11 protein-coding genes are annotated in these 13,529 nt (G+C 64.1%); 8 read left to right on the top strand and 3 right to left on the bottom strand.

Annotated features, from left to right (window positions below):
* Positions 1 to 139 precede the first annotated feature (139 nt).
* The gene (locus BraRD5C2_RS07905; RefSeq protein WP_223967724.1) at positions 140 to 1,030 is read left to right on the top strand and encodes a VOC family protein; all 891 of its coding nucleotides are present in this window, start codon (positions 140 to 142) and stop codon (positions 1,028 to 1,030) included.
* A gap of 9 nt (positions 1,031 to 1,039) precedes the next feature.
* Here BraRD5C2_RS07905 and BraRD5C2_RS07900 read toward each other — a convergent pair whose 3' ends face one another.
* Positions 1,040 to 2,203 (bottom strand): OpgC domain-containing protein, encoded by a 1,164-nt coding sequence (locus BraRD5C2_RS07900; protein WP_223967723.1) that lies wholly within the window; start codon positions 2,201 to 2,203, stop codon positions 1,040 to 1,042.
* Between the two features lie 242 nt (positions 2,204 to 2,445).
* Here BraRD5C2_RS07900 and BraRD5C2_RS07895 point away from each other — a divergent pair, with 242 nt between their 5' ends.
* A complete protein-coding gene (locus BraRD5C2_RS07895) occupies positions 2,446 to 2,751 on the top strand; it encodes an ETC complex I subunit (RefSeq protein ID WP_223967722.1) in 306 nt (101 codons plus the stop codon).
* Between the two features lie 48 nt (positions 2,752 to 2,799).
* Here the strand turns inward: BraRD5C2_RS07895 and BraRD5C2_RS07890 are convergent, their stop codons facing one another.
* Positions 2,800 to 3,297, bottom strand: coding sequence for an Lrp/AsnC family transcriptional regulator (locus BraRD5C2_RS07890; RefSeq protein ID WP_223967721.1), 498 nt, complete (start codon positions 3,295 to 3,297; stop codon positions 2,800 to 2,802).
* A 2-nt stretch (positions 3,298 to 3,299) separates the two neighbouring features.
* Entirely contained in the window at positions 3,300 to 3,953 is a 654-nt protein-coding gene (locus BraRD5C2_RS07885) for a TetR/AcrR family transcriptional regulator (RefSeq protein WP_223967720.1), read from the bottom strand.
* Positions 3,954 to 4,145: 192 nt separating this feature from the next.
* On the opposite strand from BraRD5C2_RS07885, the gene BraRD5C2_RS07880 reads away from it, so the two are divergent.
* From BraRD5C2_RS07880 to BraRD5C2_RS07855, 6 genes are all read left to right on the top strand, one after another.
* On the top strand, positions 4,146 to 5,318 hold the full coding sequence (locus BraRD5C2_RS07880; RefSeq protein ID WP_223967719.1) for an isovaleryl-CoA dehydrogenase: 1,173 nt from the start codon (positions 4,146 to 4,148) through the stop codon (positions 5,316 to 5,318).
* 88 nt (positions 5,319 to 5,406) lie between these two features.
* The gene (locus tag BraRD5C2_RS07875) at positions 5,407 to 7,011 is read left to right on the top strand and encodes a carboxyl transferase domain-containing protein (protein WP_223967718.1); all 1,605 of its coding nucleotides are present in this window, start codon (positions 5,407 to 5,409) and stop codon (positions 7,009 to 7,011) included.
* A gap of 2 nt (positions 7,012 to 7,013) precedes the next feature.
* Positions 7,014 to 9,023, top strand: coding sequence for an acetyl/propionyl/methylcrotonyl-CoA carboxylase subunit alpha (locus BraRD5C2_RS07870; protein WP_223967717.1), 2,010 nt, complete (start codon positions 7,014 to 7,016; stop codon positions 9,021 to 9,023).
* Positions 9,020 to 9,934, top strand: a complete 915-nt coding sequence (locus tag BraRD5C2_RS07865; RefSeq protein WP_223967716.1) for a hydroxymethylglutaryl-CoA lyase — start codon at positions 9,020 to 9,022, stop codon at positions 9,932 to 9,934. The genes BraRD5C2_RS07870 and BraRD5C2_RS07865 overlap by 4 nt, the downstream gene beginning before the upstream one ends.
* A gap of 192 nt (positions 9,935 to 10,126) precedes the next feature.
* Positions 10,127 to 11,710 (top strand): sensor domain-containing diguanylate cyclase, encoded by a 1,584-nt coding sequence (locus tag BraRD5C2_RS07860; protein WP_223967715.1) that lies wholly within the window; start codon positions 10,127 to 10,129, stop codon positions 11,708 to 11,710.
* 722 nt (positions 11,711 to 12,432) lie between these two features.
* Positions 12,433 to 13,529, top strand: a 1,097-nt coding sequence (locus BraRD5C2_RS07855) for a dihydroxy-acid dehydratase domain-containing protein (protein WP_223967714.1), incomplete at its 3' end; no start/stop codon positions are given.

Raw genomic sequence — 13,529 nt, 5'->3', positions numbered from 1 at the left:
CTGTCGTTCATCTTCGTTCCCAGGTTCATCTTGATGAACGCGATTATTGGCCGGCCCTGTCGCTCAGGCGCGATCGTTGACGATGTGGGAATTTGCATGCTGCACTGCGGTTGTCTGGACGCCGAAGCGAGGGATCGGCATGGCCGATAATGCTGCGAGCTTCGCTTGGTATGAGCTGCTGACCACGGACGTGGGAGGAGCGAGTGCCTTTTACGGCAGCGTCCTCGGCTGGATGACGAAGGATGCCTCTACACCCGAGATTTCTTACAAATTGTTCATGTCGGGCGAGCTTGCTCGAAGCGGTCTGATGGAGTTGCCGGAAGAGGGCATACGCCAGGGCGCAACCCCGCGATGGATAGGTTATGTCGGTGTTGACGACATCGATCTTGCCGTCCGCCGAATGCTAGAACGTGGTGGCGCGGTCTATGTGCCGCCGACCGGCACCAATATCGGCCGTATCTCGATCGTCGCCGACCCGCAGCGGGCGACGTTCGGATTGCTGAGCGGATCAAGGATCGCTCGGCCCGCGGTCGAGGGCCTCGATGCCCCTGGGCGGGTCGGCTGGCATGAACTGCTGGCTGCCGACTGGCGGAAGGCCTTCGGTTTCTACAGCGAGGTTTTCGGCTGGCGGCAGGCCGACAGCGACGTCGCCGGCGCCGAGTCCTACCAACTGTTCTCCGCTGGTGGGCAAACCATCGGTGGAATCTTCAACAAGCGTCCGCTCGAACCGATCCCGTTCTGGCTTTACTATTTCAACGTCGACGACGTCGACGCAGCCATCGTGCGAGTCAGGGCCGGTGGCGGACGAGTCTATGAGGGGCCGCTGGAGCTGCCGAACGGAAGCTGGATCGTTCGCTGCCTCGACCCGCAGGGCGCCACGTTTGCCCTGGAGGGGGCGCGCAGCTCCGATAGCATCGCGAAGGCGCCGGCGGCCGAGTATCGCTGGACCACCACCTGGGATGGGGTCACTTCAAAGGGCAGGTGGCGAGACGGCCAGCCGGGTGGCAAAGGGCGACGGCCGGGCAAATGAGGAGCATCGTCACCCGGCCTTTGCCGGTGCCGCGGGTTTCGGCGCCGGCGGCTTGATCGGCTTGTCCTGCCGCTTCGACCACGAGATGTAATAGGCCACGATCGTCATGATCGCGATGCCGGAGATGCTGACGAAGATCTGCGCGAACAGCGAGCCCGAGCTCATCGAGAGTTCGAAATGCCCGACAAAGGACAGGAACACGCCGACGCAGAACACCGCGAGCGACTGCTGGCCGCAGACGATCAGCGGATCGAACACCTTCCACTCCAGCGCCGACCAGTCCTTCGGAACGAAGCGGATCACCAGCACCGTGATCACCACGAAGTGCAGGAAGCGGTAGGGCGCGAGGTTGGTCTTGTCGTTCGGGTTGAAGGTCGAATACAGCCAGTCCGGGAACATCGCGCCGAAGTCCGGGAAGCGGCCGGCCATCGTCATGATCAGGGCGAAGATCATGTAGGCGACGCAGAACCACAGCGTGTAGCGCGAATTGATGATGTGCATGTTCGCGCGCGCGCCGCCCATCGCGCACCACGAGCCGAACACGAACAGCACCTGCCAGGCGAACGGATTGAAGTACCAGGTCCCGGCCGGGTAGGCGGGCAGGTTCCAGCCCATATGCCGCGACACCAGCCACAGCGCGATCGAGGCCAGCATGGTCCAGTTCGGCTGCCGCAGCATGAACCACAGCACCGGCGGAAACAGCCCCATCAGCACGATGTAGAGCGGCAGCACGTCGAGATTGACCGGCTTGAACTTCAGGAACAGGCCCTGGCGCAGCGTCTCGGTGGCGTTGTCGACGAGGCCCGCGACGTTGAACTCGTTGATGATCTCGGAATCGCCGAAGCGTAGCGCCAGATAACTGATCGAGGCGATGTAGATCACGAACAGGATGATGTGGGCGACATAGAGCTGCCAGACCCGCTTGGTCAGCCTAGTGGCGCCGACGATGAAGCCGCGCTCCAGCATCATGCGGGCATAGACGAAGGATGCGGTGTAGCCGGAGATGAAGACGAACAGGTCCGCGGCATCGCTGAAGCCGTAGTTCCGCGTCGTGATCCAGTTCACGATATTGTCGGGGATGTGATCGAGATAGATCGCCCAGTTCGCGATCCCGCGAAACAGGTCGAGCCGGAGGTCACGTCCTTTTTCGGGCAGGTGAGCGTGGATTTCCATGGGGCGCCGCTTCCTCGAGATGATGCTGTCGAGAAGGCCGCGCCGCGGACCCAGGGGACTCCAGACCGAAGCCTCCCGAGGCCAGATTGTCACAGCGCGGTAGAATGACTATACCGGTCCGGCGAAGGCTCCCTCCGAGATCGAGGAATCACCGATCAGTTCGTTGAACGGTGTCTCTATACTATCCCGGCGGTTTCCTTCAAATCGCTTCCATATCGCACATCCCACGGGGCCGACCATCCATGACCGCACGCATTTTTAAGCCCGCCAAAAACGCGATGCAATCGGGACGTGCCAAGACCAAAGAGTGGCAGCTGGATTACGAGCCGGAGCAGCCGCGCACCGTGGAGCCCCTGATGGGCTGGACCTCGTCGACCGACATGAAGCAGCAGCTCACGCTGCATTTCGAGACCAAGGAGGAGGCGGTCGCCTATTGCGAGCGCAAGGGCATCGCCTACCAGGTGATCGAGCCGAAGGATTCGGCGCACCGCCAGATCGCCTATGCCGACAATTTCGCGTTCCGCCGCTGGGAGCCGTGGACCCATTAGGGCTGGACCCACTAAGGTCGGGCCCACCAGATCGGGCTGAGCCCGCGATCAGCTTGCGGAGATGGGCGAGGCGAGGGCGCCCGGGATCGGCAGCGGCGCATCCTTGGAGACGCCGAGCACCGGAAAACTTCTAATTTTACGCACGTTGGGCAGGCCGGCGAACTGCAGCAGCTGCTGACGCATGTCGTCGACGCTGGGCGCGACGCATCTCAGCATGAAATCGGCATCGCCCGAGATCCGCCAGCATTGCAGGAAGCGCGGCACGCCCGCCACCGCGGCCTCGAACGCCTCGATCGCAACCAGGTTCTGGCTGTCGAGCTGGATCAGGACGAAGGTCGTCACCTCATAGCCCAAGAGCCGCTCGTCCAGCGTGGCGCGGATCGCCTGCACCACGCCGCGGCTGCGCAAGGCACGGACCCGGCGCAGGCAGGGCGGGGCGGTGATGCCGACGCGTTCGGCGAGCTCGTTGATCCTGATCCGGCCGTCCCGCTGCAATTCGGAGAGGATCCGCAAATCGATGTCATCGAGCTGTGGGCGTTCTGTCACAGTCACGAGCCCGCTACCGCCGTGCGTGGGCTCTTGCTACCGCTGCCGACCCGACCGAGCGCGGCCTGCGGTGCGACGCCCGACAGCACCAGCTTCTCATGTGCCGCGATGATGGCATCGCGGGTCAGCCGGCCGCCGGGGCGGTACCAGGTGCAAAGACCCGTCAGCAGCGCGATGATGGCGAAGGTCGCGACCTGGATATCGCCGACCTCGAACACGCCTTCCGACACCCCGTCGGTGAGGATCTGCGCCAGCCGCTGCTCATAGGCCCCGCGCAACGCCACCACGATGTCGTAGTTCTTGGCCTCGAGGCTGCGCAGCTCTGAATTGGCGATGAAGACCTCGCGCTTGCGGGTCATATGATAGCTGACGTGGAACGCGACGAAGGCGCGCAGCTTCTCGACCGGATCGGCCTTGCCCTCCAGCGCGAGATCGAGCTCGCGCAGCAAATCGTTGATATGCTCCTGCACCAGATCGAACAGCAGGTCCTGCTTGGTTGAGATATGGTTGTAGAGTGAGCCTGCCTGGATGCCGACTTCGGCGGCGAGCTGGCGCAGGCTCATCGCCTCGTAGCCGCGCTCGAAGATCAGGCGCACGCCGGCCTTGCGGATCGCCTCCAGCGTCGTGGGGCCGTGTGAGCCGATCGTGCGTGCCATCAGGGCCTCGGAGGGATGTTGGCTTGCCAGGGAGTGCCGGAAACAAGCAAACGACCGTATGTATATCGCATGAAATCCCAGTAAATTCAATGAACTGCGGATTTCATATGCAAACCATAGCACGGTTGCTTGCGAAGCCAAGAAAAAAACGTATGATCGTTTAATTGCAAGATGAATCTCATGGGAGGGATCATGGCCTCGAACCGGGCGGCAATCTTCAATTTCGACCTTGGTGAGACCGCGGATGCGATCCGCGAGACGGTGCATGATTTCTCGACCAACGAGATCGCGCCGCGCGCCGCCGAGATCGATCGCTCCAACACTTTTCCGCGCGACCTCTGGCCGAAGATCGGCGCGCTCGGCCTGCACGGCATCACCGTCGAGGAGGAGTACGGGGGCTCGGGCCTCGGCTACCTCGAGCATTGCATCGCGGTCGAGGAGATCTCGCGCGCTTCGGCGTCGATCGGACTGGCCTACGGCGCGCATTCCAACCTCTGCGTCAACCAGATCCGCCGCAACGGCAACGAGGCGCAGAAGCGCAAATATCTGCCCAAGCTGATCTCCGGCGAGCATGTCGGATCGCTGGCGATGTCGGAGCCCTCCGCCGGCTCCGACGTGGTCTCGATGAAGACCCGCGCCGAGAAGAAGGGCGACCGCTTCGTACTCAACGGCAGCAAGATGTGGATCACCAACGGTCCCCACGCCGAGACGCTGGTGGTCTACGCCAGGACCGATGCCAATGCCGGCCCGCGCGGCATCACCGCCTTCATCATCGAGAAGGGTATGAAGGGATTCTCCACCGCGCAGAAGCTCGACAAGCTCGGCATGCGCGGCTCCGACACTTGCGAGCTGGTGTTCGAGGATTGCGAGGTGCCGGAGGAGAACGTTCTGAGTGAGGTCGGCCGCGGCGTCAACGTGCTGATGAGTGGTCTCGACTATGAGCGCGCGGTGCTGGCGGCGGGACCGATCGGCATCATGCAGGCCTGCATGGACGTCGTGCTGCCCTATGTTCACGAGCGCAAGCAGTTCGGCGAGCCGATCGGCTCGTTCCAGCTGGTGCAGGGAAAGATCGCCGACATGTACACCACGATGAACGCCTCGCGCGCCTATGTTTACGCGGTGGCGAAGGCCTGCGATCGCGGCGAGACCACGCGCGAGGATGCCGCCGGCGCCATCCTCTATGCCGCGGAGAAGGCTACCCAATGCGCGCTGGATGCGATCCAGCTCCTGGGCGGCAACGGCTACATCAACGACTATCCGACCGGCCGGTTGCTGCGCGATGCAAAACTCTACGAGATCGGCGCCGGCACCAGCGAGATCCGCCGCATGCTGATCGGCCGCGAGCTATTCGCGAAGACAGCTTGAGCTGCTTAACCGCTGTCGCGCCCCGGCGCGGCGGCCGGCTTTCTTTCCCTAAATTCTGTCGGCTCCTCCAACGAAACGTGCAACAGCGATGCCGCTTCATTCGACGATCGATCCCACATCTTCTGAATTCGCCCGCAATGCCGATGTGATGCGCAGCCTGGTCGCGGAGCTCCGCGACAAGCTCAAGCAGGTGGCCGGCGGCGGCGGCGAGACCTCGCGCAAGCGGCACACCTCGCGCGGCAAGATGCTGGCGCGCGATCGCGTCGATCTCCTGGTCGACCCCGGCACCGCATTCCTCGAACTGTCGCCGCTCGCCGCCAACGGGCTGTACGGCGGCGACGTCCATTCGGCGAGCGTCATCACCGGCGTCGGACGCATCTCGGGGCGCGAATGCATCATCGTCGCCAATGACGCCACCATCAAGGGCGGCACCTACTACCCGCTGACGGTGAAGAAGCATCTGCGTGCCCAGGACATCGCGCGGCAGAACAATCTGCCCTGCGTCTACATGGTGGATTCCGGCGGCGCCTTCCTGCCGCTGCAGGACGAGATCTTTCCCGACGAGCGGCATTTCGGCCGCATCTTCTACAATCAGGCGCAGATGTCGTCGCAGGGCATCCCACAGATCGCGATCGTGATGGGCTCCTGCACCGCGGGCGGCGCCTATGTGCCTGCGATGTCCGACGAGAGCATCATCGTGCGCAACCAAGGCACGATCTTCCTCGGCGGCCCGCCGCTGGTGAAGGCTGCGACCGGCGAGGTCGTCACCGCTGAAGAGCTCGGCGGCGCCGACGTCCACTCCCGGCAGTCGGGCGTGACCGACCACTACGCGCAGAACGATGCGCACGCGATCGGGATCGCACGGCGCATCGTCGGCACGCTGAAGCAGCCCACGAAGGCGCCGCTCAACATGCGCACCGTCCAGGAGCCGCTGTTTCCCGCCGAAGAGATCTACGGCGTGGTCTCCGCCGACGGCCGCAAGCCGTTCGACGTGCACGACATCATCGCGCGGATCGTCGACGGCTCCGAGTTCGACGAATTCAAGAAGCTCTACGGCACCACGCTGATCTGCGGCTTCGCCCATATCTGGGGCTATCCGGTCGGCATCATCGCCAACAACGGCATCCTGTTCAGCGAGAGCTCGCTGAAGGGCGCGCATTTCATCGAGCTGTGCTGCCAGCGCGGCATTCCCCTGGTGTTCCTGCAGAACATCACCGGCTTCATGGTCGGCAAGAAATACGAGGCGGGCGGCATCGCGCGCGACGGCGCCAAGCTGGTAACGGCGGTTGCGACCGCCGGCGTGCCGAAATTCACCGTCGTGATCGGCGGCTCCTACGGCGCCGGCAATTACGGCATGTGCGGCCGCGCCTACAGCCCGCGCTTCCTCTGGCTGTGGCCGAACGCCCGCATCTCGGTGATGGGCGGCGAGCAGGCCTCGATGGTGCTCAGTCAAGTGCGGCGCGACGGCATCGAGGCCAAGGGCGAGAGCTGGTCGGCGGAAGAGGAAGACAAATTCCGCGAGCCGATCCGCGCGCAATACGAGAAGCAAGGCAATCCCTATTACGCCACGGCGCGGCTCTGGGACGACGGCGTGATCGATCCCGCCGACACCCGCCTGGTGCTCGGGCTCGGCCTGTCGGCCGCGGCCAATGCGCCGATCGAGCCGACGAAATTCGGCCTGTTCAGGATGTGATCATGGACCGCTCAAAACTCTACCGGCGTTTCCGCACGCTTCTGATCGCCAACCGCGGCGAGATCGCCTGCCGCGTCATCCGCTCGGCGCGCGCCATGGGGCTGCGCACCGTGGCAGTCTATTCCGAAGCCGATCGCGATGCGATGCATGTCGCACTCGCGGACGAGGCGGTGCTGCTCGGACCCGCGCGGGCGCGCGACAGCTATCTCAACATCGAGCGCGTGATCGCGGCCGCAAAACAGACCGGTGCCGAGGCGGTGCATCCCGGCTACGGTTTCCTGTCCGAAAATGCCGAGTTCGCGCAGGCCTGCCTCGATGCCGGCCTGGTGTTCGTCGGCCCGACCGCCGCGATGATGACCGCGATGGGCGCTAAGTCCGGATCGAAGGCGCTGATGGAGAAGGCCGGCGTGCCGCTGGTGCCCGGCTATCACGGCGAGGCGCAGGACGAGGCGATCTTGGCCGAGGCCGCCAACCGGATCGGCTTCCCGGTGCTGGTGAAAGCGTCGGCCGGCGGCGGCGGCCGCGGCATGCGCGTGGTCAATGCGGCGGCGGAGCTGTCGGCCGCGATCACCAGCGCCAAGCGCGAGGCCAAGGCGGCGTTCGGCGACGACCGCATGCTGATCGAGAAATACGTGCAGAACCCGCGCCACATCGAGGTGCAGATCATCGGCGACAGCCACGGCAATCTGCTCTCGCTGTGGGAGCGCGAATGCACGCTGCAACGCCGGCACCAGAAGGTGATCGAGGAAGCGCCGTCGCCGACGCTCAACGCCGCGCAGCGCGAGGCGGTTTGCGAGGCCGCCCGCAAGGCGGCCGGCGCGGTCAACTATGTCGGCGCCGGCACTATCGAGTTCGTCTCCGACGGAAAGGATGTGTTCTTCATCGAGATGAACACCCGCCTGCAGGTCGAGCATCCCGTCACCGAGCTGATCACCGGCGTCGATCTCGTCGAGTGGCAGCTGCGCGTTGCCTTCGGCGAGGCGCTGCCGCTGAAGCAGGACGAGATCAAGCTCAATGGCCACGCCATCGAGGCCCGTGTCTACGCGGAAAATCCGCAGAAGAACTTCATGCCCTCGGTCGGCCGCATCAAGACCTGGCGGACGCCGCCGGAAGGCGACGGCCTGCGCATCGATAGCGGTTATCGCAGTGGCGACACCGTCTCACCGTATTACGACGCGATGCTCGCCAAGGTGATCGCCTGGGCGCCGACGCGCGAAGGCGCGATCGAGAAGCTCAATCGCGGGCTGGAACAGACCGATGTCCGCGGCATCGTCACCAACATCCCGTTCCTGTCGGCGCTGGTGACGCATCCGGCGACCCGCGCCAATGCGATCGATACCGGCTTCATCGAGCGCGAGCTGAAGAACCTGACTTCGGGCGCCGGTGCGGCCGGCGAGTTCGAGCTGTGCGCGGCGGTGGCTGCGATCGTCAACGACGAGCAGAAGGCGGCGCGGCGCGAGGCGAATTCGCCCTGGCAGGCCTTCGGCTGGATGCCGGTCGGGCGTCGCCAGCGGGTGTTTTCGTTCCGGCAGGGCCACGAGCCGCCGCACACGATTACGCTTCATTATGGCCACGGACCGATGACGCTGTCGGTCGGCGGGCGCGAGCTTGTCTTTGCCATCGCGTCAGCCGGCGAGGATGGCTTCGACTTGACGCTCGACGGCCTCAAGTCGCGCGTCGCATCCGTCATCGAGGGCCACGAGCTTTACTTGCGCACCCGCAACGGCCGTTTCGACCTGCACTGGGTCGATCCGTTCGGCGGCGAGAGCGAGGAGCAGGTCGGCGAGGACAAGATCGTGGCGCCGTTGCCGGGCACCGTGGTCGCGCTGCTGGCCGAGGAGGGCGCGACGCTGGAGAAGGGCGCGCCGATCCTCACGCTTGAAGTGATGAAGATGGAGCAGACCCTGCGCGCGCCCTATGCCGGTGTGTTGAAGAAGCTCAAATGCAGGGTCGGTGACATCGTCGGCGAGGGCGTCGAGCTTGCCGAAGTCGAGCCTGCGGCCGCGTCATGACCGATCAGATCCGGATCGTCGAGATGGGGCCGCGCGACGGCCTGCAAAACGAGAAGACGTCGGTTAGCGTCGAGGCGCGTATTGCCTTCATCGAGGCGCTGGTGGCGGCAGGGCTCAACACCGTCGAGGTCGGCGCCTTCGTGTCGCCCAAGGCGATCCCGCAGATGGCAAGCTCCGATCAGGTGCTGCGCGGCGTCAGTCACGTCAAGGACGCCGAATTCCACGTACTGGTGCCGAACGAGAAGGGCTATGACGCCGCGCGCGCGGCCGGTGCGCAGGTCGTCTCGGTGTTCGCGGCGGCGTCCGAAGGGTTCTCGCGCGCCAACATCAATTGCTCGATCGCGGAGTCGATCGAGCGCTTCAAGCCGGTGCTGGCGCGTGCCAAGGCCGATGGCGTCAAGGTGCGCGGCTACATCTCCTGCGTGCTCGGCTGTCCGTTCGACGGCGAGATCAAGCCGAAGGCGGTCGCCGACCTCGCGATGACGCTGTGGGATCTCGGCTGCTACGAGATCTCGCTCGGCGACACCATCGGTGTCGGCACGCCGCTGAAGGCCAAGGAGATGCTGCGCGCGGTCGGCGCCGAGTTGCCGGTCGCCAATCTCGCGATGCACTTCCACGACACCTACGGCCAGGCGCTCGCCAATCTCTATGCCGGCATGGAGGAGGGCGTGCGCGTCATCGATTCCGCCGCCGGCGGCCTCGGCGGCTGCCCCTATGCGCCCGGCGCCACCGGCAACGTCGCAACGGAGGATGTCGTCTACATGCTCGAAGGCATGGGCGTGAAAACCGGTATCGACATGGAGAAGCTGCTGGCCACGACGAACGAGGTCGCCGGCTTGCTCGGCCGCCCGCCGGTCAGCCGCGTCGCCTCTGCGTTGAACGCGAAGCAGAAGCGCCTCAGCGGATCGTAGTCCTCGACCGCTCGGGTTCCAGGAACAGCGGGATGGAACCCGTTTTTGCGGCGCACACCGTACAGCTGCTGCTCAAAACGCCTCGAAAGCGTTCATGGCTTGGTGACTCAAACATGCTGAGGTGACGGGGCTCGCAATTGCTCCAGGTGCGCCATGTCCGGACAGGTGTCAGCTTCCCGCGGCCGAACGTTTTTGGCCGGAAAGATCGTCTTCAATTTCGGTCGGTCGGCCTTCGATTGCACGGTCCGACAGCTCACCGATACCGGCGCGACCGTGGAACTCGAAAGCGTCGTTGGCATTCCCGACCAGGTCCAACTCTTGATTGTCGGCACCAATCAGGTGAGGCCATGCAAGCGGCTGTGGCAATCGGACCGCCAACTCGGCCTGGTGTTTGAGGCGCAGCAGGCCGCTCCCGCGCCTGCCGCTGCCGTGCCTGCCGCTCCTGCGCCATCAGCCATGCCTGAGCGGCGCAGCGGCGATATTCTGCGCGGGCACATGCTGGCGCTACGCTCAGCGCTTGATCAGATCCCGGTCGGCATCCTGCTGTTGGACTCGGAGCTGAAAGCCCTCTTCATCAACCGCGCGTTCCGGAACATGTGGCAGCTTCCGGACGCGGTGGCTGACCGCAATCCCAGCTTCACCGATCTGATGCATCACGGCTGCAAGACCATGGCCTATGAGCTGCCGCCTGAGCAGCTTCAAGCCTACGTTGCCGAACGCGTCCGCCTCGTCAGCGTCGGCGACGCAAATCCGATCGATCTCAGGCTTCGCAATGGTGATGTGGTGCGGTGTCAGTGCACGCCGCTGCCCGACGGCGGCCGGATGGTGAGCTACACGCCCGTGACCGATATCGTGCGCGCATCGGACAAGTTGAAGGTGCTGACCGGCGCGCTCGAGAACGTGGAGGACGGCGTTGTCCTGCTCGACCGCGATCTCAATGTGGTTTTCCTCAATCGGAGGATGCGGGACTTCTGGGAGGTGAGCGAGGAGGAGGTGGCGCGGCATCCGGCATACGTCACGCTGCTCACGCGCAGCCGCCGGGCAGTCCCGACGGACTCGACGCCGGAACAGATCAGAGCCTTCCCGGCGAAGCGGATTGCGGAGATCAAGGCGGGCGATCACAAGCGGGACGTCCAGACGCCTGATGGCCGCAACATCAGGATCCATTGCTCGACGATGGCGAACGGCGGCCGGATGCTGACCTTCGTCGACGTCACCGATCTTGTCGGTAACGCGCGACAGCTCGAAGTTCTCGCGACCACCGATCCGCTCACCGGACTGTTCAACCGCAGGCAATTCCTGACGACGCTGGATGCGGAGTGGAGCCGGTTCCAGCGCTACTATCGCTCCGTCTCCGTCCTGATGGTCGATATCGATTACTTCAAGAGCATCAATGACCGGTTCGGGCACGCGGCCGGCGACGAGGCCATCAAGGCCGTCGCCGAGATTTGCACCCGCGGCAAACGCAAGTCCGACGTCGTCGGCCGTGTCGGAGGCGAGGAGTTCGCGGTTCTGCTGCCGGAAACGACGTTGTCGCGCGCTCGGACCGTCGCCGAGCGCATTCGCAAGCGGGCGGAAGGCTTGGCGCTGCGGGCGGACGATCGGCCGGTGTCATTCACGGTGAGCATCGGCGTTGCCGAGGCCATCACCAGCATGCCCGGGATAGACGCCCTGATGAAGGCCGCCGACGCAGCGCTCTACCAGGCCAAGGAGCGCGGCCGGAATCGCGTCGAGTGCTGGGCGCTTCCGGCGCCGCCGAAGTTGGCGGCTGAGTAGACTGCAGGAAGGGTGGAGCGCGCCTTGTCCGCCGTAGCTCGAAGAGCGAGGCGGAAGCGATAGCCATTGTGTCTCGACGCGTATTGATGAGCATCGCTGCTCCACCCTTACGAACTGCCAACTCCCTCCATTGTCATTCCCCGGTGCGCAATTGCGCACCTGAGGGCTCGCGAAGCGAGAGCCCGGAATCCATTTTACCACTTGTTTTGCGGTCCAATGGATTCCGGGCTCAACCCTTCGGGCTGCCCCGGAATGACGAGAGGAGATGGTGTGGCGCGCCATACATCTGAGTTGCCCGACCGCGCAAGCCCCGCAAGGATGTTTCGCCTTATCAGAAGTTGTAACTCGGTGTATGGTTCGGCCGTCTCGCCCGATCGAGGGGCGCTTCGCGATCGTCACTTTAGGAGAGGGCGGCAATCTACTCACAACTCGGGCGAATTTCGTCGCGAGGTGGCAACTCAACGGCTATTTGGTCAGGCGCCCGTCAGGTTCCCATAAGGACCGATAATGCATGGTTGCCCGGGAGCCACGATTGTTGCATCATCGCAACAGTTACTGGACATTTAACCCTAAACAGAGCCGGTCCGTAGTCGCGCCGCTTTTTGGCCACACCCTGACATGAAAGGATATTCACCTAGCTGAATAGCCAGCGCTCGCGACGACGGGACTTTTGATCGGTTCCGGCGTTTGTTGGAGGAAAGAGCGTCGGGAACAGGGTCGCGATGGACGTCAAGACGAACATCAAGGGCAGGCTGCCGAGCCGTCACGTGACGGAGGGGCCGCAGCGCGCGCCGCATCGGTCCTATCTTTACGCGATGGGGCTGACGACAACCCAGATTCATCAACCCTTTGTCGGCGTTGCTTCATGTTGGAATGAAGCTGCTCCCTGCAACATTTCGCTGATGCGCCAGGCGCAGGCGGTGAAGAAGGGCGTGGCGTCTGCCGGCGGCACGCCGCGTGAATTTTGCACCATCACCGTCACCGACGGCATCGCGATGGGCCATGACGGCATGCGCTCGTCGCTGCCGTCGCGCGAATGCATCGCCGATTCGGTCGAGCTGACCGTCCGCGGTCACTCCTATGATGCGCTGGTCGGGCTTGCCGGCTGCGACAAGTCGCTGCCGGGCATGATGATGGCGATGGTCCGTCTCAACGTGCCGTCGATCTTCATCTATGGCGGCTCGATCCTGCCCGGCAACTTCCGCGGGCAGCCGGTCACCGTGCAGGACATGTTCGAGGCGGTCGGCAAGCACTCGGTCGGCGCCATGTCGGACGAGGACCTCGATGAGATCGAACGGGTGGCGTGCCCGTCGGCCGGCGCCTGCGGCGCCCAGTTCACCGCCAACACCATGGCGACCGTCTCCGAGGCGATCGGCCTCGCGCTGCCGTATTCGGCTGGGGCTCCGGCGCCTTACGAGATCCGCGATGCCTTCTGCGCCGCCGCCGGCGAGAAGGTGATGGAGCTGATCGAGAAGAACATCCGGCCCCGCGACATCGTCACCCGGGAAGCCCTTGAAAATGCTGCGGCCGTGGTTGCAGCCTCAGGTGGTTCGACCAATGCTGCGCTGCACCTACCGGCGATCGCCCATGAGTGCGGCATCAAGTTCAATTTGTTCGACGTCGCCGAAATCTTCAAAAAGACTCCTTACGTCGCGGATTTGAAGCCGGGCGGCCGTTATGTTGCCAAAGACATGTTTGAAGTTGGTGGCATTCCGCTGCTGATGAAAACGCTGCTCGACAATGGCCACCTGCACGGGAATTGCCTGACCGTCACTGGCCGAACGATCGCCGAAAACCTCAAAAGCGTGAAATGGAATCC

Source organism: Bradyrhizobium sp. RD5-C2 (assembly GCF_019972155.1).
GTDB lineage: Bacteria > Pseudomonadota > Alphaproteobacteria > Rhizobiales > Xanthobacteraceae > Bradyrhizobium.
This window is presented reverse-complemented; position numbering and strand designations above follow the sequence as displayed.